This is a genomic window from Flavobacterium silvaticum (genome assembly GCF_012911565.1).
Lineage (GTDB): Bacteria > Bacteroidota > Bacteroidia > Flavobacteriales > Flavobacteriaceae > Flavobacterium > Flavobacterium silvaticum.
In genome coordinates this window covers 48924-70280 of sequence record NZ_JAAMPU010000100.1, presented here as the reverse complement: position 1 = coordinate 70280, position 21357 = coordinate 48924, and the positions used below count along the sequence as shown (strand labels likewise).

Annotated in this window: 26 protein-coding genes; 10 read left to right on the top strand and 16 right to left on the bottom strand. The window is 43.1% G+C overall.

Going from position 1 to position 21357, the window contains the following annotated elements; translation table 11 throughout:
• Positions 1–6: 6 nt before the first annotated feature.
• Genes G6047_RS04815 through G6047_RS04805 form a run of 3 tightly spaced genes read left to right on the top strand, consistent with a single transcriptional unit; the run spans position 7 to position 5409 of the window.
• The gene (locus G6047_RS04815) at positions 7–2397 is read left to right on the top strand and encodes a 3-hydroxyacyl-CoA dehydrogenase/enoyl-CoA hydratase family protein (RefSeq protein ID WP_169526349.1); all 2391 of its coding nucleotides are present in this window, start codon (positions 7–9) and stop codon (positions 2395–2397) included.
• A 1-nt stretch (position 2398) separates the two neighbouring features.
• Entirely contained in the window at positions 2399–3580 is a 1182-nt protein-coding gene (locus G6047_RS04810) for an acetyl-CoA C-acyltransferase (RefSeq protein ID WP_169526348.1), read from the top strand.
• 26 nt (positions 3581–3606) lie between these two features.
• Positions 3607–5409, top strand: a complete 1803-nt coding sequence (locus G6047_RS04805) for an acyl-CoA dehydrogenase family protein (protein ID WP_211165382.1) — start codon at positions 3607–3609, stop codon at positions 5407–5409.
• 49 nt (positions 5410–5458) lie between these two features.
• Here the strand turns inward: G6047_RS04805 and G6047_RS04800 are convergent, their stop codons facing one another.
• Positions 5459–5881 (bottom strand): META domain-containing protein, encoded by a 423-nt coding sequence (locus G6047_RS04800; protein ID WP_169526347.1) that lies wholly within the window; start codon positions 5879–5881, stop codon positions 5459–5461.
• Between the two features lie 89 nt (positions 5882–5970).
• Here G6047_RS04800 and G6047_RS04795 point away from each other — a divergent pair, with 89 nt between their 5' ends.
• Positions 5971–6495, top strand: a complete 525-nt coding sequence (locus G6047_RS04795) for a hypothetical protein (RefSeq protein ID WP_169526346.1) — start codon at positions 5971–5973, stop codon at positions 6493–6495.
• Positions 6496–7036: 541 nt separating this feature from the next.
• Here G6047_RS04795 and G6047_RS04790 read toward each other — a convergent pair.
• From G6047_RS04790 to G6047_RS04775, 4 genes are all read right to left on the bottom strand, one after another.
• The gene (locus G6047_RS04790) at positions 7037–7312 is read right to left on the bottom strand and encodes a YtxH domain-containing protein (protein WP_169526345.1); all 276 of its coding nucleotides are present in this window, start codon (positions 7310–7312) and stop codon (positions 7037–7039) included.
• A 34-nt stretch (positions 7313–7346) separates the two neighbouring features.
• Positions 7347–7505 (bottom strand): lmo0937 family membrane protein, encoded by a 159-nt coding sequence (locus tag G6047_RS04785; RefSeq protein ID WP_169526344.1) that lies wholly within the window; start codon positions 7503–7505, stop codon positions 7347–7349.
• Positions 7506–7642: 137 nt separating this feature from the next.
• Positions 7643–8083 (bottom strand): response regulator, encoded by a 441-nt coding sequence (locus tag G6047_RS04780; protein WP_169526343.1) that lies wholly within the window; start codon positions 8081–8083, stop codon positions 7643–7645.
• Between the two features lie 36 nt (positions 8084–8119).
• Complete coding sequence (locus G6047_RS04775) at positions 8120–8671, bottom strand: helix-turn-helix domain-containing protein (protein WP_169526342.1); 552 nt, start codon at positions 8669–8671, stop codon at positions 8120–8122.
• Positions 8672–8765: 94 nt separating this feature from the next.
• On the opposite strand from G6047_RS04775, the gene G6047_RS04770 reads away from it, so the two are divergent.
• Positions 8766–9479, top strand: a complete 714-nt coding sequence (locus G6047_RS04770) for a YetF domain-containing protein (protein WP_169526341.1) — start codon at positions 8766–8768, stop codon at positions 9477–9479.
• A 3-nt stretch (positions 9480–9482) separates the two neighbouring features.
• Here the strand turns inward: G6047_RS04770 and G6047_RS04765 are convergent, their stop codons facing one another.
• Positions 9483–10676: an NAD(P)/FAD-dependent oxidoreductase gene (locus tag G6047_RS04765; RefSeq protein ID WP_169526340.1), complete on the bottom strand. Its 1194-nt coding sequence runs from the start codon at positions 10674–10676 to the stop codon at positions 9483–9485.
• A 124-nt stretch (positions 10677–10800) separates the two neighbouring features.
• On the opposite strand from G6047_RS04765, the gene G6047_RS04760 reads away from it, so the two are divergent.
• Positions 10801–11337, top strand: a complete 537-nt coding sequence (locus tag G6047_RS04760) for a superoxide dismutase family protein (RefSeq protein WP_169526339.1) — start codon at positions 10801–10803, stop codon at positions 11335–11337.
• A gap of 62 nt (positions 11338–11399) precedes the next feature.
• Entirely contained in the window at positions 11400–12593 is a 1194-nt protein-coding gene (locus G6047_RS04755; protein ID WP_169526338.1) for an LETM1-related biofilm-associated protein, read from the top strand.
• Positions 12594–12622: 29 nt separating this feature from the next.
• On the opposite strand, the gene can is transcribed toward G6047_RS04755, so the two are convergent.
• From can to G6047_RS04735, 4 genes are all read right to left on the bottom strand, one after another.
• Entirely contained in the window at positions 12623–13264 is a 642-nt protein-coding gene (can, locus tag G6047_RS04750; protein ID WP_169526337.1) for a carbonate dehydratase, read from the bottom strand.
• Positions 13265–13290: 26 nt separating this feature from the next.
• Entirely contained in the window at positions 13291–14940 is a 1650-nt protein-coding gene (locus tag G6047_RS04745; protein ID WP_169526336.1) for a SulP family inorganic anion transporter, read from the bottom strand.
• 70 nt (positions 14941–15010) lie between these two features.
• On the bottom strand, positions 15011–15193 hold the full coding sequence (locus G6047_RS04740; protein ID WP_169526335.1) for a hypothetical protein: 183 nt from the start codon (positions 15191–15193) through the stop codon (positions 15011–15013).
• A 177-nt stretch (positions 15194–15370) separates the two neighbouring features.
• Complete coding sequence (locus tag G6047_RS04735; protein ID WP_169526334.1) at positions 15371–15850, bottom strand: Dps family protein; 480 nt, start codon at positions 15848–15850, stop codon at positions 15371–15373.
• Between the two features lie 105 nt (positions 15851–15955).
• Between G6047_RS04735 and G6047_RS04730 the strand changes: the two genes are divergently transcribed.
• Positions 15956–16897: a LysR substrate-binding domain-containing protein gene (locus G6047_RS04730; RefSeq protein ID WP_169526333.1), complete on the top strand. Its 942-nt coding sequence runs from the start codon at positions 15956–15958 to the stop codon at positions 16895–16897.
• Positions 16898–16929: 32 nt separating this feature from the next.
• Here the strand turns inward: G6047_RS04730 and G6047_RS04725 are convergent, their stop codons facing one another.
• The 5 genes from G6047_RS04725 to G6047_RS04705 form a co-directional block, all read right to left on the bottom strand.
• Entirely contained in the window at positions 16930–17121 is a 192-nt protein-coding gene (locus G6047_RS04725; protein WP_169526332.1) for a hypothetical protein, read from the bottom strand.
• A gap of 193 nt (positions 17122–17314) precedes the next feature.
• The gene (locus G6047_RS04720; protein ID WP_169526331.1) at positions 17315–17512 is read right to left on the bottom strand and encodes a hypothetical protein; all 198 of its coding nucleotides are present in this window, start codon (positions 17510–17512) and stop codon (positions 17315–17317) included.
• A 176-nt stretch (positions 17513–17688) separates the two neighbouring features.
• Positions 17689–18351 carry a tRNA (5-methylaminomethyl-2-thiouridine)(34)-methyltransferase MnmD gene (gene mnmD, locus G6047_RS04715; protein ID WP_169526330.1) on the bottom strand — a complete coding sequence of 221 codons (663 nt, stop codon included), beginning with the start codon at positions 18349–18351 and terminating at the stop codon, positions 17689–17691.
• Positions 18351–18698, bottom strand: coding sequence for a hypothetical protein (locus tag G6047_RS04710; protein WP_235946496.1), 348 nt, complete (start codon positions 18696–18698; stop codon positions 18351–18353). Before G6047_RS04710 ends, mnmD begins: the two co-directional genes overlap by 1 nt.
• A gap of 86 nt (positions 18699–18784) precedes the next feature.
• Positions 18785–19369 carry a DUF4920 domain-containing protein gene (locus G6047_RS04705; RefSeq protein WP_235946495.1) on the bottom strand — a complete coding sequence of 195 codons (585 nt, stop codon included), beginning with the start codon at positions 19367–19369 and terminating at the stop codon, positions 18785–18787.
• A 260-nt stretch (positions 19370–19629) separates the two neighbouring features.
• On the opposite strand from G6047_RS04705, the gene G6047_RS04700 reads away from it, so the two are divergent.
• Entirely contained in the window at positions 19630–20697 is a 1068-nt protein-coding gene (locus tag G6047_RS04700) for a branched-chain amino acid aminotransferase (protein WP_169526329.1), read from the top strand.
• Here the strand turns inward: G6047_RS04700 and G6047_RS04695 are convergent.
• On the bottom strand, positions 20694–21086 hold the full coding sequence (locus tag G6047_RS04695; RefSeq protein ID WP_169526328.1) for a pyrophosphohydrolase domain-containing protein: 393 nt from the start codon (positions 21084–21086) through the stop codon (positions 20694–20696). The genes G6047_RS04700 and G6047_RS04695 overlap by 4 nt on opposite strands.
• A 75-nt stretch (positions 21087–21161) precedes the next feature.
• On the opposite strand from G6047_RS04695, the gene G6047_RS04690 reads away from it, so the two are divergent.
• The gene (locus G6047_RS04690; protein ID WP_169526327.1) at positions 21162–21350 is read left to right on the top strand and encodes a hypothetical protein; all 189 of its coding nucleotides are present in this window, start codon (positions 21162–21164) and stop codon (positions 21348–21350) included.
• The last annotated feature ends 7 nt before the right edge of the window (positions 21351–21357 follow it).

Below are 21357 nucleotides of genomic sequence, written 5' to 3'. Positions count from 1 at the left end.
TCACTAATGAAAAGAAGTATCAATAAGGTAGCCGTCGTCGGATCCGGAATCATGGGATCCGGAATCGCCTGCCATTTTGCCAACATCGGCGTCGAAGTCCTGCTGCTCGACATCGTACCTAAAGAATTGACAGAGGCCGAAACCAAAAAAGGCCTGACGCTTGAATCCAAAGTTGTCCGAAACAGAATCGTCAACGATCATCTTCAGAATGCCTTAAAAAGCAAGCCCTCGCCTATTTACCATCAAAAGTTCGCTTCGAGGATTTCAATCGGAAACACTACTGATGATATGTCCAAAATCGCCGATGCAGACTGGATCATAGAAGTCGTAGTTGAAAGATTAGATATCAAGAAACTCGTTTTCGAGCAGATTGAAAAATACAGAAAACCAGGCACACTCATCACCTCAAATACTTCCGGAATCCCGATTCATTTTATGAGTGAGGGCCGATCCGAAGACTTCCAGCAACATTTTTGCGGCACCCACTTTTTCAACCCACCACGTTACCTAAAACTTTTCGAAATCATTCCCGGTCCAAAAACCGATGGCGAAGTATTGTCGTTTTTAAACGGATACGGAGAAAAATTCCTTGGAAAGACGACCGTTGTCGCTAAAGATACACCGGCATTTATCGGAAATAGAATCGGCATCTTCGGAATCCAGCATTTGTTCCATCTCGTGAAAGAAATGGGAATGACGATTGAGGAAGTCGATAAATTGACCGGGCCTGTTATCGGACGACCGAAATCGGCAACTTTCAGAACTGTAGATGTTGTCGGATTGGATACGCTGGTCCATGTTGCCAACGGATTATACGAAGGCGCGCCGAATGACGAAGCCAGGCCGTGGTTCCAGTTGCCCGATTTCATCAAGACCATGATGGAAAACAAATGGCTCGGAAGCAAGACCGGACAAGGCTTTTACAAGAAAGTCGACAAGGATATTTTGTCGCTCGATTTGGATACGATGGAATATCGGCCGCAGAAAAAAGCATCGTTTGCCACGCTGGAACTGACCAAAACCATCGACAAGCCAATCGACAGATTCAAGGTTTTGATTGGCGGAAAAGACAAAGCCGGAGAATTTTACCGCAAGAGTTTCGCCGGAATGTTCTCTTATGTTTCAAACAGAATCCCTGAAATCACTGACGATTTGTATAAAATCGACGATGCCATGAAGGCCGGCTTTGGTTGGGAAAACGGTCCGTTTGAAATATGGGATGCAGTCGGCATAGAAAAAGGAATCGAGCTTCTAAAAGCCGAAAACCTGACGTATGCTTCTTGGATCGACGATATGCTGGCATCGGGCAACACATCATTCTATACCATTAAAGACGGAGCGACATGCTATTACGATATTTCATCGAAATCACAGAAAAAAGTTCCGGGACAAGATGCTTTCATTATCCTGAACAACATTCGCGAGACCAAAAAAGTCTGGAGCAATTCAGGCGCTGTCATTGAAGATTTGGGCGATGGCATCATCAATCTTGAATTCCGTTCCAAAATGAATACGATTGGTGGCGATGTGCTGACGGGAATCAACAAAGCAATCGACCTTGCCGAGAAAGATTTCCAAGGACTTGTCATCGGCAACCAAGGTGCGAATTTCTCCGTTGGAGCCAACATAGGAATGATTTTCATGATGGCTGTAGAACAGGAATACGACGAACTCAATATGGCAATCAAACTGTTCCAGGATACAATGATGCGTGTACGCTATTCCGGAATTCCGGTTGTCGTGGCACCTCACGGAATGACCTTGGGCGGCGGCTGCGAAATGAGCATGCATGCGGATAAGGTCGTTGCGGCTGCAGAAACCTACATCGGTCTTGTTGAATTCGGTGTCGGTGTGATTCCGGGCGGTGGCGGATCAAAAGAAATGGCGCTTCGTGCTTCAGATCAATTCCATAAGAACGATGTCGAACTCAACGTGCTTCAGGAATACTTCCTTTCTGTGGCGATGGCGAAAGTATCGACTTCGGCTTATGAAGCATTCGATACCGGAATCCTGCAAAAAGGAAAAGACATTGTTGTGGTCAATCAGTCACGACAGATTGCCGAAGCGAAAAAACACGCTTTGATCTTGGCCGAAGCCGGTTACACCAAACCAATCAGACGCAAAGACGTAAAAGTCCTCGGAAAACAAGCCCTTGGAATGTTCCTCGTTGGAACCGACAGTATGGAAGCCGGACATTACATTTCGGAACACGATAAAAAAATAGCGAATAAACTGGCTTATGTGATGGCTGGAGGCGATTTGTCAGAAGCGACTTTGGTAACGGAACAATACCTGCTGGATTTGGAACGAGAAGCTTTTTTATCGCTGTGCACCGAAAGAAAAACGCTCGAAAGAATTCAGTTTATGCTCACCAAAGGCAAACCTTTAAGAAACTAAAATGAAAACAGCATATATAGTAAAAGCATACAGAACCGCAGTCGGGAAAGCACCTCGCGGGGTTTTCCGGTTCAAACGCCCGGATGAATTGGCTGCAGAAACCATTGAATATTTATTGAAAGATATTCCGCAATTGGATAAAAAACGTATCGATGATGTCATGGTCGGAAATGCCATGCCGGAAGCGGAACAAGGCCTGAACTTCGCCCGATTGATTTCTCTGATGGGCTTGAAAATAGACGATGTTCCGGGAGTTACGGTCAACAGATATTGCGCTTCCGGCCTCGAAACAATCGGCATGGCAACAGCTAAAATCCAAAGCGGAATGGCCGATTGCATCATTGCCGGAGGTGCGGAAAGCATGAGTTTCATTCCAATGGGCGGATACAAACCCGTGCCCGATTTTGCAGTCGCAAAGGAAGGACATGAAGATTATTACTGGAATATGGGATTGACGGCAGAAGCTGTCGCCCAACAATTCAATGTTTCCCGTGAAGATCAGGATGAATTTGCATTTCAATCGCACCAGAAAGCCTTGAAAGCTCAGGCTGAAGGAAAATTCGACGGCCAGATCGTGCCGATTACAATCGATGAAGTTTACATAGACGACAAAGGCAAAAAAGCAACACGTTCCTACACGGTCACCAAAGACGAAGGCCCACGTGCCGACACATCACGTGAAGCATTGGCAAAGTTGAAACCTGTTTTCGCAGCCGATGGATCTGTCACTGCAGGAACATCTTCCCAAATGAGCGACGGAGCAGCTTTCGTGCTTGTCATGAGCGAAGAAATGGTCAAGGAACTGAATCTGGAACCGATTGCGCGCCTGGTCAGTTTTGCATCGGCCGGAGTGGAACCTCGGATTATGGGAATCGGACCGGTAAAAGCAATTCCAAAAGCCTTGAAGCAAGCCGGAATGGATTTGAACCAGATCAATCTTTTCGAACTGAATGAAGCTTTCGCAAGTCAATCGCTGGCCGTTGTCCGTGAACTCGGCATCAATCCGGAAATCGTAAATGTCAACGGTGGTGCTATTGCATTGGGGCATCCACTTGGTTGTACAGGAGCTAAATTATCGGTGCAACTTTTTGATGAAATGAAACGACGCGGCGACAAATACGGAATCGTGACGATGTGTGTGGGAACCGGACAAGGCGCGGCTGGTGTGTATGAACTACTTTAAACTTCGTGGCAAAATCAAATAAAATTATGGAGACTATCGAAAAAAATGTAACCCGCGGCGGTCAATTCCTGGTAAAAGAAACCAAAGCCCAGGACATTTTCACCCCTGAAGATTTCACCGAAGAACAACTCATGATGCGTGATTCCGTCAAGGAATTCACCGATAAGGAACTTTGGGCACACAAAGACAAATTCGAGCATAAAGACTATGCGTATACCGAAGCTTCGATGCGTAAAGCCGGCGAAATGGGTTTTTTGAGTGTTGCAGTTCCTGAAGCTTACGGCGGAATGGGCCTCGGATTTGTCGATACAGCTTTGGTGTGTGACTATATTTCAGGCGCGACCGGCTCGTTTTCGACTGCTTTTGGCGCTCATACGGGAATCGGGACTATGCCGATTACATTATATGGAACCGAAGAACAGAAACTGAAATACGTCCCTAAACTTGCTTCGGGTGAATGGTTCGGTGCCTATTGTTTGACGGAACCCGGAGCCGGATCTGATGCGAACTCGGGAAAAACGAAAGCGGTATTATCTGAAGACGGAAAATACTATTCGATTACCGGCGCCAAAATGTGGATTTCAAACGCCGGATTCTGCAGTGTCTTTATCGTATTTGCAAGAATTGAAAACGATAAGAACATTACAGGCTTTATCGTAGAAAACGATCCGTCGAACGGAATCACTTTAGGTGAAGAAGAACACAAACTTGGGATCCGCGCCTCTTCTACACGTCAGGTTTTCTTTAACGAGACTAAAGTTCCGGTTGAAAACATGTTGTCTGAAAGAGGAAACGGTTTTAAAATCGCTATGAATGCCCTGAACGTGGGCCGGATTAAATTAGCCGCCGCTTGTCTCGATGCCCAAAGAAGGATTACGACAGAAGCTACTAAATATGCCAACGAACGTATCCAGTTCAATACTTCGATTTCCAATTTCGGAGCGATAAGATCTAAATTAGCCCAAATGGCGACTTCTTGCTATGCCGGAGAATCTGGCGTTTACAGAGCCGCGCACGACATTCAGGAGCGTATCGCTGCGAGGGAAGCTGCGGGTGAATCGCATCAGGATGCCGAACTAAAAGGCGTTGAGGAATACGCAATCGAATGTTCGATTTTAAAAGTTGCCGTTTCAGAAGACGTGCAGCATTGTTCCGATGAGGGAATCCAGATTTTTGGAGGAATGGGCTTTTCAGAAGAAACACCAATGGAGAGTGCCTGGCGCGATGCCCGTATCTCAAGGATTTATGAAGGAACCAACGAAATCAATCGTATGCTCGCCGTTGGAATGCTTGTCAAAAAAGCCATGAAAGGCCATGTCGATTTGCTCGGGCCTGCCATGAAAGTCCAGGAAGAATTGATGGGAATCCCGGATTTCGAGACACCGGATTATTCGGTTTTATTCTCGGAAGAAAAAGAACTGATTGGTAAATTGAAAAAATCGTTCCTTATGGTTGCCGGAGCCGCAGTCCAAAAATATGGACCGGATCTGGATTCGCATCAGCAATTATTGATGGCCGCTGCCGATATGCTGATCGAGATTTATCTGGCTGAATCAACGGTGTTGAGAACAGAGAAAATGGTTGCAACCAAAGGAGAAGCTGCTTGTGAAGCACAGATTGCGATGGCAAAATTGTACCTGTACAACGCCGTTGATACAATTGCTCAAAAAGGCCGTGAAGGAATCGCATCTTTCAGCGAAGGAGACGAGCAGCGTATGATGCTCATGGGCTTACGCAGATTCACTAAATACCAAAACCTACCGAATGTAGTGGCTTTACGCGAAACGATTGCCGCAAAAGTGATAGCAGATAACGCATACACTTTCTGATTTTCATAATCATAACTTTAGATAAAGCGCCTCTTTTCCAGAGGCGTTTTTAATTGCGGTGGAATCGCATGGTTGCAATATCGCCCATGATGAGTGTGAGGGTTTTTCCATCTTCAGAAATGGAATAACGGCTTATTTTGGACAATTCGGCCATATATGTCTTTTCACCATCGCCGGGACAGAACATTCGGGTTGAAATAAATTGGGCCGTTCCGAATAAAGCTGTTCCGTTTTCCATTGCTACTGTTCCGCTGTAACTGTTACAGCCGTTTTTACCAGAGACGCGTTTGTCTGCGGCTGAATACTGAAGCGTCGGTTTGTTTTCCGGATATAGATCTTCGATGGTTTTTCCGGGTGCCGATATGAATTCGAGTTCCCAGTTTCCGTCGGCGGTTGAATTTACAGATAAAGTTCCCGACGATTTACAACCGATTGCCAACACGGACAATCCCAAGAATATCAGTCTTTTCATGATGCACGCATTTAAGTTATCTTAAATTTAAGCAATAATGATTTGCACGGATTCAAAAGAGTTGTTTACTTGCCTAAAAATCTCAAACTATGAAATTACTTGGAATAGGCTCGCGAATCAATCATCCGGAATACGGAAAAGGTGTAATCACAAACGTTTCGTCCAAAGATTATTGGGTCACATTTATAGATAACGGACTCGAAACGATTGCACTTGACGACACGTTTGAAGTCATAGAAGCATCGGAGAATGAAGTCGATACAATAAGCCTTTATGATGTGGAAAAAACGCTTAAATCAATCCTGCGCCGTTGGTCAGATACTACCGAAGCGGTTCCTATGGCCGACAAATGGAAAAACGGGAACCTCAAGCTTGAACCCGGACAAAGTGGCGTACAGGGAAAAGATGTGCCGATTGACACATTCTTCAATAAAATCGTAATGGTTCGTGACCGGTTGCGTGTGATGGAACAAAAGATCAATGCGAGCAACTTGGATAATTCTGAAAAGGTTGAATTGCAACAATATATCACACGGATTTATGGATCGTTGACTACTTTCAACGTATTGTTCAAACTTCAGAGCGATTACTTTGTGGGCGAAAAATCGAAATAGTCCAACATACATCAAAGCCTAGCCCGGACGCAAGCGCAAAGCTTGTTGCACCGGGCTTTTTGTTTTTAGCGGCTTTTGCAAAGCGACCAACGGAAGCTCTTGCAAAACCGACTAAAAACAAAAGCGTGGAAAACAACTTGAAGCGGCCGGCCGGAACATGCTTCTGAATTAAATTATTTAACCCGATGTTTCCCAGGCTTTTCAGTCTTTTCTGACTTTCCCGACTTTTCGGTCTTTCCTGTCTCTTCCGAACTCCCGATCTTCCGAACCAAAAACTTACAAAATAAAAAAGCGGCCTTGAGGAAGTGGCCGCTTTTACTTGCGAAACGTGTTTTGAGTGACAACGCTTCAGCAAAAACCAAACAAACATTTATTGTAGTCCCTTTGAGATATTGATGATCTACATTACAAAGATGGGTCGATTGGCGTTCACATTTGTTACACCATTCTTTTGAATGCTTACAGAATTTTAAACTGGGACAATTTTATTGCATAAAAAAACCTGACATTGCTGACAGGTCTTCCCGATTTTGCTTTGTGGTTATACCGATTGTTTTACAGCATCAGCCCCGTTTTGCACGGCACGTTCAGCTTTTCCAGTATAATCGTTGAATTTAGATTTTACAGCGTCAAGTTTGTCTTGTGCCGCACTTACAATATCATCGTATTTGCTCGTAACGTCGTTTTTGAGATCGTTGCCTTTGTCTTTGATTTTTTTGCGGGTTGCGCTTCCTTTATCCGGTGCGAAAAGTACGCCTAACGCTGCTCCTATCGCAACTCCTGCAAACAGGCCTATAAGTGCTTTTTGATTGCTCATGATTTCTATGAATTAAATTAATGAATGTTTCTTTTTAAAGTGGTTTTTTGCCCTGAATGATTCTGAGCAATACAACTATAATCGCAATGACAAGTAAAATGTGGATTATTCCACCGGTGTAAAATCCGCCTAAAAAACTAATTGCCCAAATAATGACAAGAATTACGGCGATGGTGTACAATAGATTTCCCATGATGAATTTTGTATTTAGTTATTGATGTGTTGTTTCTGGAAGCCGGATTCGCGACCAGCTTCTTTTACAAAATTGGGATTCTTTGCATCGCTATCCGTTACAGGATATCTGATAATCCTTACAGACTTTTTGCTTGTTTAATTGAGACGGATGATTTTTGGCTGGCTTTTTACGGATGATTTCCAATTTATCAGAAGCATTTCTGCCACGACCTGTTTCAACGAAGAAAAATCATTTGGCTTTTTGATGTATCCGTTAGCTCCGATTGCAAATGCGTCGGCAACCTGATTCTCGTCTCCTGAAGTAGAGTAAATAATGACGACCAAGTTTTTTAAATGGGCCGCTTCGCGAATTTCCTTAAGACATTCTTTGCCATTTTCACAAGGCATGTTCATATCAAGGAACAAAATATCGGGAAGTGAAACCGAAGAAACTGATAAAAAATCCATCAGCCGTTGTCCGTCGGAAACAGAGGTTATGTCTACAGACGAATCAATTTCGCGAATAGCATCACAGAAAAAAAGACGATCATCCTCATCGTCATCTGCCAAAAGCACCCGTAAATTAGATAAAGACATTTGTACCTGATAGTTAGGCACTAAATTTACAGAAATTTACTTCGTGTCGGCCCTCTTTTTTATGATACGCTGGAAAGAAGTCGGTGTAAGCCCCGTTGTTTTCTTGAATTGATTCGACAAGTGGGCCACACTGCTGTAATTGAGCTGATATGATATTTCTGTCAATGTAAATTCACCATCTATGATAAGCTGTTTGGCGCGCTCGATTTTCTGGATGATGATAAAGTTTTCTATGGAAGAATAAGTGACTTCTGAAAACAGGTTTGAAATATAACCGTAGCTGTGGTTGAGCCTGTCAGCCAGATACGTTGAGATATTCGTGCTAGGCAGTTTTTCCTTTTCATAAATCATTTCGACGATAATGTCCTTTGTCTTTTCAATAAGCGTATTCTTATGATTGTTGACCATCCGGATGCCGTAATGCTCGAGCGCAGCTTCAAGGTTTTTCTGGACATCGGCAGGTAAATTACCTTTGATTTCCACTTCGCCCAATTCCTTGAGTTCATAGTCGATTCCGAATTCCTGCATCTTTTCCTGCAAAATAACGCGGCAGGCATGGTTGGTGTCAAATTTTAAGTATAATTTCATTGAGGAATGATTTTATGTAAATATAAGTGAAATTTCGACGAGGTGCTTTAATACAATTTCTCGTACTTTTTTAACAATTTAAAGATAGCGTTTTATGCCATTATCGTTACAGTCAAATCCCGGTTTAGATATCCTCAAAATGTTCAAAGGAGATGAAGATTGGACATTCCATTGGGAAATAGTCATTCGGACAGCGATTATGTATCTGGTAATCCTTGCGGCTTTGCGTTTTCTGGGAAAAAGGGGCGTAAAACAATTATCGGTCTTTGAATTGGTCATCATCATCAGTTTCGGATCGGCAGCCGGTGATCCCATGTTCTATAAAGAAGTAGGCTTGTTGAATGCGGTCATGGTGTTTTTCGTCATCATCCTCATGTATAAACTCACCACCTATTTGGTTTTCAAGAATGAATATATAGAAAAACTGATAGAAGGTGAATCCATATGCCTCATCGACAACGGAAAATTCTCGATTGCGAATTTTGACAAAGAACCGCTGGGTTATGATGAATTTTTTGCAGAGATGCGACAAAACAGCGTTTCGCATCTGGGTCAGATCGAAAAAGCGATCATCGAAGTCTCCGGCAACATAAGCCTGTTTTATTATGAAGACGAAAAGGTAAAGTACGGACTTCCGATTTGGCCGGAATTGTATGCCGAACGTCATTTGCAGATACTTTCAAAAGGAATTTATTCGTGCAGTTTTTGCGGACACACCGAAGAGATAAAGCCGACCGATGCCCATATTTGTCCTTCTTGCGGCAAACGGGAATGGGTCATTTCAATCAATAAAAAACGCATCAGCTGAGATTCACCTGCCAAAAGAAAACAAATCGACATCCGGATTTTCGCGTCCGGTTAAAATATCGGCAAGGATAACCGCGGCGACCTGGCTGAACGTAATTCCGTTTCCGCCAAAGCCCAAAGCGAAATAAGCGTTTTTATAATCCGGATGCTTACCGATGTAAGGCAATCCATCTTTAGTAGATCCGAATGTTCCTGTCCAACTGAATTCGGGGATGAATGCTTTGTCGGGAAACAGTTTTTGGAAATCCGAAGTTAATTGACGCACTTTTTTCGGAAGCATCTTATCGCGTTTGGCCGGATTGTAGAAGTCTACGTCGCGTCCGCCGATTAATATCCGTCCATCAGAAGTCGTCCTTAAATACAAATACGGATCGGCTGTGTTCCAAAGCAATGTGCCGTCATTCCAAAAATCGGATTTGTTGTATTGTTCGCTAATCACGGCATAGGTTGATAATAATTTCACGACAGAAGGCCCTAGCATCTGTTCCACTTCATAACCCGTGGCATAAATAAGCGTCTTGCATTTTATGGTGTTTCCCGATGCTGTCGTCAGCGTCACGCCTTTGTCATGATGGTCGACCTGAACCACAGGCGTACGGTCAAAAATGCGGCAATCGGGGCATTGTTGCAACAGCGAATGGGCAAACGCATAGGCATCGAGTTGGGCGCCGTGATGGGACAAAATCGCAGCCGGACTTGAAAAACCAAATGCATCACGTACCTCTTTTTCATCAATCCATTTCACATTGAAACCTGCCTGTTTCCTGGCTTCAAATTCCTTTTTAAGAAAAGGGACGTCTTTTTTATACGCTGCAAAATACAGGCTGTCCTTGTATTCAAAATCTGAATGGCCTATTTTATTGGCGATGGATGCAATATCGGTTATGGACTGATTGCACAAATGAAACGCCCGGTCTGCTTTTTCGATTCCGATCATTTCGCGAAGCTGGTGCAACGGTGTATCGATTTCATATTGAAGCAGCGCTGTACTGGCGCAGGTGCTTCCCAAGCCAATCGTTCTTCCATCGATCAGTACGGGATCCAAGCCGGCCTGAATCAAACTGTATCTTACCAAAGCGCCGGAAATGCCCCCGCCAAGAATCAATAGGTCGCACGAAATGTCTTTGTCTAATTTGGGATACGTAAACGGAAGTCCGTCGCGAATAAGCCAGAAAGGGTAACCTGAATTTAATTTCATCTAAAGCGTATTGATACTTAAATGTACTCTTTGCTGATTGACCGACACGTTAAAGCCGTGTTAAGCCGACCAAAGCCAAGCGGTATATTTCGTTACTTTTGAGAAGACACTAAATAACAAAATCATGAAATATCTGCTACTCATACCTTGCGCCATCGGTCTTTTGACAAGCTGCAATTCAGGCACAAAGGACAAATCGTCAGCTACACCTTCGAAAGAAATTACGCTCAAACTCGAACCGAAAAGCGGTAGTAACGTATCCGGTGACGCCAAATTCACCGAAAAAGACGGACAAGTCACGTTCACAGCAAACATCACAGGCCTCAAACCCGGAATCCACGCCATCCACATCCATGAAAAAGCAGATTGTTCAGATCCCAAAGGCGCTTCGGCCGGCGGGCATTGGAACCCGACTTTCAAGAAACACGGAAAATGGGGTTCGGGTGAATACCACAAGGGCGATATAGGAAATTTTGCAGCAGACGAAAACGGAAACGGTACAGTAACGCTAACTACTTCCGAATGGTGTATCAGTTGTAACGACGAAACAAAGAACATTGTTGGCAAAGGGTTAATCGTTCACGAAAAAGCCGACGATTACGTTACCCAGCCTACAGGAGATGCAGGTGGACGGGTAGCCTGTGCGGGAATCATCAAATAATAACATTGGGATCGCGAACAGCGGTCCTTTTTTTTGCAAAGGAAAGCCGTAGCTTTGTGGCCATGATAAACCCATCGGTACATGGCTGGATCGACAAATTCTTTCTACTTGAAGGCACAGATGGCCCGTCGGCGAATCTCAGCGAATTTTACAGCGATGTAAGGAAAACTGGTTTTATATACGGATACATCCTTTCCTTTTACACCGAAAAAGATATCGATGCCTCGGGCTGGCTTGACGATGAAAAGTCAAAACTGGCCTTATTGATTGTATTGTATCGGCTTCATTTGTATTTCCGGCCGAATGCGACTGCAGATGAATTTATCTCAAAGACCGTCTCTTATTACCGGGAAATGAATCCCAAAGGTTTCAATTTCATTCATAAAATACTTCCCGGAAATCATAAAAGTGCACAGCTGGAACGCATCCTGGATGACCGTGTCCAGACCAATGACAATATCGTCAGCAAGAACTTTTCGCATATTGTAACGAATGCGTTGTTGTTTCTCGACGTTCTTGGTTATCAGAAATTTCTCGAGCACGAGCAACTTCCGGCCAAATACCTGAAACGATCTGAAGAACTTATTATTTCAATCGTTTCTATTGCGCTCCAGACCAAATCCGGTAAATCGAGTTATGATGAACTGCTTATCAAATTGCTTGATTCTTCGTTGCGGTTCGGCAGTTATTCTGAAATCTCGAAACGCACGCCAGATACGCTTCCGCTTGATTTTTTCACCTCGGAACTCGAGCGGTATTACCTGCTGGACATGGCTGGATTGGCTTTGTACAGCGATGCCGTCGTTGAACCACAGGAAAGTATCTTTTTGTTCCAGCTGGGCAAATCAATCGGCTTATCTGAAAATCACATCCGCGAAAGCCTCAAAACTTCAGATGCCTTCATAACTGAAAATAAATCGCGTATCTCGTATTTCCGGTATTCGAATCCGGTCAAGCATTTTTACGATCACATGAGCGATAATGTGACGGTACTCATCAATCGGAACAAAAAACGCCTTGCACGCGAAATCAGCCAGAGCGGGGAATTGGTAAAATTGCTTGCGGCTTCCACTACAAGAGATTTGGATGAAAAGGAAAAGAAAAAAGTACGCAAACAGTTGCTCGACATTTGTAAAAGCATTCCGTCACTGACCATATTTTTATTACCCGGCGGAAGTTTATTGATGCCGATCCTGATTAAATTCATACCGCAACTGCTTCCATCCGCTTTTAACGAAAACAGCGAAACGGAATAAAAAAACCGCCTGTTACAGCGGTTTTGAATTTACTTTGCGAATTGCAACTGATAAACTTTATCGAGTTGGTCAGGTGAACTCAGGTTGACGTCAAGATCTGTAACATACCCGGAATTGAGACCGTAAACCCAACCGTGGAGCGTGACTTCCTGTCCTCTGCCCCACGCGCCTTGTACCACGGATGTTTTGGCAAGGTCGAAAACCTGCTCTTTAACGTTCAGTTCCACGAAAGCCTTGAAACGGTCTTCTTCGTTTATGATGGAATCAAGGTACTGATGATGCAATCTGTAAATATCCTTGATATGGCGAATCCAGTTGTCGATGATGCCGATGGATTGGTTGCCCATAGCCGCTTTGATACCACCGCAGCCGTAGTGTCCGCATACGATAACGTGTTTTACTTTCAACACATTGACAGCATAATCGAGCACACTGAGCATGTTCATATCCGAATGGATGACCATATTGGCAATATTCCTGTGAACGAATACATCGCCCGGCTTGGCACCGATGATTTCATTTGCAGGCACGCGGCTGTCCGAACATCCGATCCACAACAACGGCGGCTTTTGTTCCTTGGCGAGATGCGTAAAATATTCCGGGTCTTTTTCCAATGATTTTTGAACCCATTCCTGATTGTTGTCCAGTATTTTTTTATAGAAATCTTCCATGATTTAATTATAGTTTGTAATGTAATTTAAAATTTGGATTTATCTTTTTCTTCTTTTTCCTGAAGGCGTTTTACAGCTTCCGATCTATGCTGCAAGGTAACATTATTAAAAGTATTTTCTGAATTTTCGAGGTTATAAGCCTTCTTGAATCCTTTTAATTTGAGCCTGATATTTTCTTCAGGGGCGCGTACATCTTTAAATTCGGTTATCAGGTCGAGGATATCGTGGGCAATGTAAACGGTATCAGATGCATCGATGATGACTTTTGAATTCGCCGGAATTTCTCCCAATGTGGTCTTGATTGCAGCTTTATTAAGGAACGAAACTTCCTGTGCCAGATCAATATGGATCACATCACCGTCCTCATATTGTTCTTTTCGGAAATTATACGCCCGTTTGAGATTTCCTTTGATGAGGAAAATGATGCTGATGATGATCCCGAGTGCGACACCTTTCAATAAATCGGTAAACACAACCCCAATCAGCGTGGCCACGAAAGGAATGAACTGGTATTTCCCCTGATGCCAGAAGTGCATGAAAATAGCCGGTTTAGCAAGCCTGTAACCCACGAGAATCAGGACCGCGGCAAGCGTTGCAAGTGGAATCAGGTTCAAAACAAACGGAATGCTCAATACACAAATCAGCAATAGAACACCGTGGATTATTGTCGACATCTTGGTTTTGGCTCCTGCGTTATTGTTCGCAGAGGTACGTACCACAACTGATGTCATTGGCAAACCGCCGAGCATGGCACTGATAATATTCCCGATTCCCTGAGCCTTGAGTTCGTTATTGGTATCGGTATATCGCTTCTGGACGTCCATCCGGTCGGCAGCTTCGATGCAAAGCAAGGTTTCGATTGAGGCTACGACGGCAATGGTTGCACCTGTTATCCAGACTTTGGAATTTCCGAATGCCGTAAAATCGGGCAAAACGATAATATTCTTTAAATCTTCAAAACTCTGCGGAACCGGTAGTTTCACCAAATGGTTTCCGGACACTTCCAATCCTGGAAAACTCGCCTTGAAGAACTCATTGAGCAAAATGGCCACCACCACCGCAACCAAAGGTCCTGGAACCAGTTTGAGTCGTTTGAGGAAACCTATTTTGTCCCATGAAATCAGTATGGCTATCGAAATCAACGTAATGATAATCGCGCCGAGCTGCACATAATCGAATGCATGCATGATGGCTGAAAAGGTATTCGATCCGTCGGTTTCGACAAATTTTTCGTCTCCTTCAAAATCTGAATCGTAGCCTACGGCATGCGGCAATTGCTTTAGGATGATAATGATCCCGATTCCAGCCAACATCCCTTCAATGACATTGTTCGGGAAATAATTCGAAATGGTTCCGGCTTTGACGAATCCAAGGATCAATTGGATCACTCCGGCAACCAATACGGCCGAAAGGAAAATCTCAAAGGCGCCAAAATCTGTTATCGCAGTAAGTACGATGGCGGTCAATCCCGCTGCCGGCCCGGAAACGCTTAAATGCGATTTACTCAGGAAACCAACTATTATACCTCCGATTATTCCGGCTATGATGCCTGAAAGAGGCGGCGCACCGGATGCCAGTGCAATACCAAGGCATAAGGGCAAAGCGACCAGGAATACTACAAGGCCTGAAGCGAAATCGGCATTCAGGTGGCCAAAAATGTTTATTTTTTTTGTCATGTCTGATGATTGAAAATACAGTTTAAGCCACAACCTCTTTGGCTGCAGCATGCATTCGTACACGTAACAATCAGACCAATTCTGGTGGAGGAGATAAAATTTGTGCCGGCAGTGTAAGGCAATCCTGGATCAGATACCAGAATACACTGCGTTGTGCCTGCTTAGGAAAAAAAGAAAAAACATATTGTATAGGCTGCGGGAAATCGGCTTTAAGCTCATTGAAAGATTTTAATGCAATTTCTTCTTCGTTCATGCTGAAGAAACAAGTAGTATCGCAGGATTTTTTTATGACGCTGACAAGTGTTGGCGTTGCCAGGAAGAAAACAAAAAGGGCCGTCATAAGTCTTACCGCGTGCAGCATAGTTGCAAAAATAGCGGAACGACCTTACAAACCAAGCCCTCTTGTATGTTTTAATGTAAAATTAACGGCTTAAAGCGATTCTTCGAGCCAAGCGTTCATCATCCAGATTGTTTTTTCCTGATCGACGATGAAATCTGAAATCATGGAATTTGTTCCTTCATCATTGATTTCCGCAGATTTAGCTAGAATAGGGCGCTCAATCTTAAGTAATCCTGTCAATGACGAAACGACCAAATGTACTGCCTTGACATCTTCTGAAATATTTTTCCCGATTTCAAGCTGGTTTTCTTTGATGTAATCTTCGAATGTGTGGAGTGGCTTTCCACCGATGGTCAGGATACGTTCAGCTATCAAATCGATTTTGAGTTGGGCATCATTGTATAATTCCTCGAATTTGACGTGAAGATCAAAGAAACGCTTGCCGCGGATATTCCAGTGAATGCCTCTGAGGTTTTGGTAATACACCTGGAAGTTTGCTAAAAGTGTATTGAGTTCATCTGCAATAACACCTGATTCTTTGACCGGAAGGCCTAACATATTGGTTTTCATGTTGCTTTTGTTTTTGATTTTTCGGCACCTAAAATTACAATTATAATTGGTCATTTCAATAAATAAAAGCTATCGTTTTCTTATTTTTAACCAAAATTTACAATCATGACAATCACCCAGCTCACCTATGTACTCGCTGTTGCGGAACATCGCAATTTCACGCTTGCCGCCGAAAAATGTTTCGTCACCCAACCCACATTGAGCATGCAGATCCAGAAAATTGAGGACGAACTGGGAATCCTGATTTTTGACCGCAGCAAAAAACCCATCCAACTGACCGAAATTGGGAACAAGATTGTCACCCAGGCAAAAAATATCGTCAATGAATCAATTCGTATCAAAGACATTGTTGATCAGCAGAAAGGTTTTATAGGCGGGGAATTCAGATTGGGCATCATCCCGACGATTATGCCTACGTTGCTTCCGATGTTCCTGAATTCTTTCATCAAAAAATATCCGAAAGTAAACCTGATAATTGAAGAACTGAACACGGAGGAAATATTGACCAAACTCCACAACAATCACCTCGACGCCGCCATTGCCGCGACTCCGCTTGAAGACGAAAAGATAAAGGAACTCGTTCTCTATTATGAACCATTCGTGGTTTACGTACCTGAACAACATGAATTTTCATCACAGAAAACAATCGACCCGAATCAACTCGACCCCAATGAAATCCTTTTGTTGCGGGACGGACACTGTTTCCGTGATGGCATTTTGAATTTATGCCAAAGACGTGACAACATTCATCCGCCGGCTTTCGAGATTGCCAGCGGGAGTTTTGAAACCCTGATCAAACTGGCCGACGAAGGCTTGGGAATAACGCTTCTTCCTTATTTACATACGTTGGATTTAAACGATAAAAACCGTGAAAAACTGCGTCAGTTCCGCGACCCGAAACCGGCACGTGAAGTCAGTCTCATTTTCCCGAAATCGGAATTGAAACTGCACATTATTGAAGCTTTGCGATCTGTAATCAATGGTGTTGTAAAAGGTGCGATTGCTTTTCATGATGTCGAAATCATAAGCCCTCTTTCTAAAAAATAAAAAAGAGGAGCGTAGGTTCTCCTCTTTTTTAGTTAATGTGCAAAGACAAAATCTTTGAGTTCTGGTTTTTGGCTGGTGTAATAATCAAGCCATTTCTTAAGCATTTCAAGCTCATAAGGCAACAAGACTTTCTCGGCGTTTTTTAGTTTTCTCACGAACCTTGCCGGATCTGTACTTGCCCTTTCGAGTCTGGATTTGGTGTAATCGTAGATCATTCGGGGCATATGGATAGGGTTTTGGGGTTTCTTTGGTTGAACGTGAGATAAATCTACATAAGTTTTCTTTAACACATATCACTTTTAACCGATTAAATGTATTTTTTATCGGCGAAATGCATTTATAAATAATTTAAGAAAGATTTTTCTTTCAAAATTAAATTGAACTAAAGAAAAAGGAGCTTTTATACTCCTTCTCAATTTATTTCTTTACATATAACAGGCATTGCCTTAGTTCGGGTTTGCCTTGGGTAAAATTCAACAGCCAGTCTCTCAGCTGTTCAACTTCGTATGGCAATAATGATTTGAGGGCTTTTTGCAATTCCTTACGGAAAAGATCGGGATCAAAACTGACTCTTTCCAGAATCTCTTTAGTGTAAGCAATCATGGTTTTTTTCATACGATCAATACAGGTTAAATGAGTTTGGATTTCGTGATAGCCAAATGTAATTAAAAAATTAATCGATGACACGTGGAGTTTCCGTTAATTAACAAGGCTGGATTGCGTTAAATTCTACCAAACCGCACAAACAGTGCGATTATAACAAATGAAATTGTTAAAAAAAATATAATTTTTTAAAGCTTTACAGCTCTTGTCATTTCTCGCTTTCCTGGTGGGCCGGGTAACGTTTCAACAGAAAATCCTGTTGCTTTAAGATTTCTACGGATAACGGACCGGGCCGCATAAGTGACTAAAACGCCGTCTTTTTTTAAGGCTTCGGACATGGTTTGGAATATACTTTCACTCCAGAGCTCAGGCTGCACGCGGAATCCGAAAGCATCGAAATAAATCAGGTCGAATTGCTCCTTAAGATGTATGTCTTCGAATTTCATCTGCAATTTTGTCAACTTAAAGGTGTCAGATATATCGACTGATTTTTCCCAATCTGATACATGCATAAGTTGAAATTGCCTTTCGTATTGCCCATTTCCCACAAGTTCCGGATAATTCAGTGATGTAGCCTCCGACTCCAAAACGGGATAAGCTTCGATTCCGGTATAATCAATAGGAACGTTCCAATCTTTGGTGTGCAGATATGTCAGGAAACAATTAAGTCCGGTTCCGAAACCAATTTCCAGAATGCTGACCGGTTTACCCTGGAACAAATCCAATCCTTTGGAAATGAATACGTGTACTGCTTCCTGGATGGCTCCGTGTTTGGAATGATAGGTTTCATCCCAATCTGGCAGCCGCAATGTTACCGATCCGTCCGCCGTGGTAATGACTTCGCGCTTCACTACTTGATGTACAGTTTTTTGATCCTTGAAACCGGCCCCATACATTTTACTTTATGGCAGTCGATACAGGCCGTAACCGATGCGTTGAAATGTTCTTTCGCATTTTCGGTATCTGAATAGATTTGGGCCTGCGCCTCAAGAAAAACCTTCGCCTTTGTTTTGAAAAAAGCATCATTTTCAGACGGGTCAGTCATAGCCGCACTATGGATCTTTTGGAAATGTACCGGCATTTCACCAAGCTTTTTTCCTTCGATGATTTCGTTGCGAAGCTTTTGGTTATCTGCGAACATCTGCTCCATGACGAGAGACATTTCACTCATCTCGTACATTTCGAATTTGCTCTTCATTTCTTTTGATTTTGGTGTAGTTTCGGCTTTTTTAGAACAGGAAGCCAGCAAGTCAAAAGAAATGATAAGTACTAGTGTAATCCGCATTATTCCTGCATAAGTACGCCATCAGCCATGAACGCATAGGTAGTTTTTGGCTGGGTGATTTTATCGATTTCAGCCTGGGATTTGCCACCGTCTTTTGCGTAATGCTTCAATTCCTCGACAGTTTCCACATCAATAAAAGCTTTGCCACTTACGATTGCAGTTGAATTATCTGAATTCAGCGGAACAAAGAATTCATAATCCTTAAAACGAACGAATGTTTCCTTTCCTTTCGCCAGATCCATCTTCATCCAGCAGCCTTTTTTCTTGCAGACGCTGGTCACTTTGGATTTGAATTTCACCTGGATCGTATCGCCTTTTTTCAACCCTTCATACTTTTTTAGCATAGCCGATTGATCCAAGGCCTTATCAGCGGTGATCTTTTTACCGAATGAAGCATATTTCGGTTCCTGTACCGGAAAGTTCATGGCAAGTAATTTACCCGAAGTCTTCTCCATTAACGCAACGGTATCTTTTTTAACGGTGTCGGCTTCCGTCTGCATTGGCTGATCCGGAGCGGGCGTACTTTCTTTTTTACACGATACGATTACAGTTCCAAGCAACAAGGCAAATACTATTTTTTTCATATTTCGATCTTTCAGATTTTTCGGTCGTAAAAATAACGAGTTTGGCTGAACCTAAAACATTTTTTATCTGGTTTAACGGCTGCATTCCAGTAAATAAGATGATTATTGTTTTTTGAAGCATCGCCAAAAGTTAAATTTATTGGACATCTGCCCTACCCAATCTTAGGATTTTTAGTATTTTAGCCCGTGACAGATAATAGTGTCTGTAATTCAGTGACAGAATGGAAATGTGAGCTTCGTTTTGTCATAATACCACTTGAATGAACCCAAACACAACACACGCTATTGAAGTATTAAAGGCAGACTCGTCCAAGATTAGTTCCGTCGATTTTGAAAACCTGGTTTTTGGCAACATTTTCACCGATCATATGTTGAGCTGTGATTTTAGGAACGGTGCCTGGGAAAAGCCAATCATAAAGCCGTATGAGCCTATGTTGCTCGATCCTTCGGCAAAAGTTTTCCATTACGGACAGGCTATTTTTGAAGGTATGAAAGCATATAAGGATGACAATGACGAGGTGTGGTTGTTCCGTCCCGAACAAAACCTCGAGCGCTTCAATAAATCGGCGGTGCGTTTGGCCATGCCGGAAGTCCCGGACGATTTGTTCCTTGAGGGCATGAAGCAACTCATAGACCTCGAACGCGATTGGGTCAAAAAAGGAAAAGGCAATACCTTATATATACGGCCTTTTATGATTGCAATCGGAACCGGAGTCGTCGCTGCTCCGTCTACGCAATACCGCTTCATGATTATCCTTTCACCTGCCAAATCTTATTATTCAGGTGAAGTCAAAGTCATCATAGCCGAACATTTCAGCCGTGCGGCAAATGGCGGGATTGGGGCTGCAAAAGCTGCCGGTAATTATTCGGCTCAATTCTACCCTACCAAATTGGCTAACGAAAAAGGTTTCCAGCAAATCATCTGGACCGATGACGCCACGCATACCAAATTGGAAGAAGCAGGGACCATGAACGTTTTCTTCCGTATCAACGACACACTTTACACAGCACCTACGAGCGAGCGTATCCTTGACGGTGTCACCAGAAAAAGTCTTATACAACTCGCGCGTAGCCTTGACATAAAGGTTGAGGAGCGCTCCGTATTGGTCACGGAACTTGTCGATGCGCAAAAAGACGGATCTCTGAAAGAAGTATTCGGAGCCGGAACTGCGGCCGTAGTCAATCCAATCGTAGGTTTTAGTTATGCCGATATGTATTACGAACTTCCGAAACTCGAAAATTCCTTTGCCGCAATGCTAAAGGAAAAACTTACGGACATTCAATACAAAATCGATTCAGATCCTTTTGGCTGGACAGTTAAAGTCTAGCTTTCAGACAACAATATTTTGGTGAAATCGGGCTTGAAATAATCAGGCCCTTTCATCACTTTTCCATCTTCGCGATAGATTGGTTTTCCATCTGCCCCGAGCTTGCTCATGTTACTGCGTTGGATTTCGGCAAAAACTTCCTCGATTTTGTATTGCAGGCCGTGTTCGATTATGGTTCCGCACAAAATATAAAGCATGTCACCCAATGCATCGGCAATTTCTATAAGGTCGCCGTTTTGTGCCGCTTCGAGATATTCTTCGTTTTCCTCTTTCATCAAATTGAACCGAAGCATGACTTTTTCGGGTGTCAGTTCAGAGGTCGGTGCTTCTTTATATCCTAATCCGAATGATGTATGGAAAGCCTTTACGGCATCTATCTGGTTTTTCATGATTATAACTTTTACGTGGTGAAATTAGCCGTAAAATCTATGTGAATCTGTACCTTTGCGCCAAAATTATACACAATGTTTTCAGAGGGCCAACTCATTTTCGCATTGGTTTTTATTGTCGTCTTTGTTGGTGCGACCATTTGGGTTTACCGTCGTGATGCCTCATTGCATAAGACTTTTTACAAAGGAAGCTATCGGGTGCTGATTGCATTTTTGCTTTTTGTGGCTTTTTTATTTTTTATCAAAGGCTATCTGAAACACTGATTATCGG

What these genes read in the sequence shown, in the direction of transcription:
- G6047_RS04690 (WP_169526327.1), top strand. Translation starts at nt 21,162, where the DNA reads ATGTTTTCAGAGGGCCAACTCATTTTCGCATTGGTTTTTATTGTCGTC.
- G6047_RS04805 (WP_211165382.1), top strand. Translation starts at nt 3,607, where the DNA reads ATGGAGACTATCGAAAAAAATGTAACCCGCGGCGGTCAATTCCTGGTA.
- G6047_RS04720 (WP_169526331.1), bottom strand. Translation starts at nt 17,512, where the DNA reads ATGAAAAAAACCATGATTGCTTACACTAAAGAGATTCTGGAAAGAGTC.
- G6047_RS04740 (WP_169526335.1), bottom strand. Translation starts at nt 15,193, where the DNA reads ATGAACGAAGAAGAAATTGCATTAAAATCTTTCAATGAGCTTAAAGCC.
- G6047_RS04775 (WP_169526342.1), bottom strand. Translation starts at nt 8,671, where the DNA reads ATGAAATTATACTTAAAATTTGACACCAACCATGCCTGCCGCGTTATT.
- G6047_RS04705 (WP_235946495.1), bottom strand. Translation starts at nt 19,369, where the DNA reads ATGAAAAAAATAGTATTTGCCTTGTTGCTTGGAACTGTAATCGTATCG.
- G6047_RS04815 (WP_169526349.1), top strand. Translation starts at nt 7, where the DNA reads ATGAAAAGAAGTATCAATAAGGTAGCCGTCGTCGGATCCGGAATCATG.
- G6047_RS04735 (WP_169526334.1), bottom strand. Translation starts at nt 15,850, where the DNA reads ATGAAAACCAATATGTTAGGCCTTCCGGTCAAAGAATCAGGTGTTATT.
- G6047_RS04745 (WP_169526336.1), bottom strand. Translation starts at nt 14,940, where the DNA reads ATGACAAAAAAAATAAACATTTTTGGCCACCTGAATGCCGATTTCGCT.
- G6047_RS04795 (WP_169526346.1), top strand. Translation starts at nt 5,971, where the DNA reads ATGAAATTACTTGGAATAGGCTCGCGAATCAATCATCCGGAATACGGA.
- G6047_RS04760 (WP_169526339.1), top strand. Translation starts at nt 10,801, where the DNA reads ATGAAATATCTGCTACTCATACCTTGCGCCATCGGTCTTTTGACAAGC.
- G6047_RS04730 (WP_169526333.1), top strand. Translation starts at nt 15,956, where the DNA reads ATGACAATCACCCAGCTCACCTATGTACTCGCTGTTGCGGAACATCGC.
- G6047_RS04810 (WP_169526348.1), top strand. Translation starts at nt 2,399, where the DNA reads ATGAAAACAGCATATATAGTAAAAGCATACAGAACCGCAGTCGGGAAA.
- G6047_RS04725 (WP_169526332.1), bottom strand. Translation starts at nt 17,121, where the DNA reads ATGCCCCGAATGATCTACGATTACACCAAATCCAGACTCGAAAGGGCA.
- G6047_RS04700 (WP_169526329.1), top strand. Translation starts at nt 19,630, where the DNA reads ATGAACCCAAACACAACACACGCTATTGAAGTATTAAAGGCAGACTCG.
- G6047_RS04800 (WP_169526347.1), bottom strand. Translation starts at nt 5,881, where the DNA reads ATGAAAAGACTGATATTCTTGGGATTGTCCGTGTTGGCAATCGGTTGT.
- can (WP_169526337.1), bottom strand. Translation starts at nt 13,264, where the DNA reads ATGGAAGATTTCTATAAAAAAATACTGGACAACAATCAGGAATGGGTT.
- G6047_RS04710 (WP_235946496.1), bottom strand. Translation starts at nt 18,698, where the DNA reads ATGAAGAGCAAATTCGAAATGTACGAGATGAGTGAAATGTCTCTCGTC.
- G6047_RS04785 (WP_169526344.1), bottom strand. Translation starts at nt 7,505, where the DNA reads ATGGGAAATCTATTGTACACCATCGCCGTAATTCTTGTCATTATTTGG.
- G6047_RS04695 (WP_169526328.1), bottom strand. Translation starts at nt 21,086, where the DNA reads ATGAAAAACCAGATAGATGCCGTAAAGGCTTTCCATACATCATTCGGA.
- G6047_RS04755 (WP_169526338.1), top strand. Translation starts at nt 11,400, where the DNA reads ATGATAAACCCATCGGTACATGGCTGGATCGACAAATTCTTTCTACTT.
- G6047_RS04790 (WP_169526345.1), bottom strand. Translation starts at nt 7,312, where the DNA reads ATGAGCAATCAAAAAGCACTTATAGGCCTGTTTGCAGGAGTTGCGATA.
- G6047_RS04780 (WP_169526343.1), bottom strand. Translation starts at nt 8,083, where the DNA reads ATGTCTTTATCTAATTTACGGGTGCTTTTGGCAGATGACGATGAGGAT.
- G6047_RS04765 (WP_169526340.1), bottom strand. Translation starts at nt 10,676, where the DNA reads ATGAAATTAAATTCAGGTTACCCTTTCTGGCTTATTCGCGACGGACTT.
- G6047_RS04770 (WP_169526341.1), top strand. Translation starts at nt 8,766, where the DNA reads ATGCCATTATCGTTACAGTCAAATCCCGGTTTAGATATCCTCAAAATG.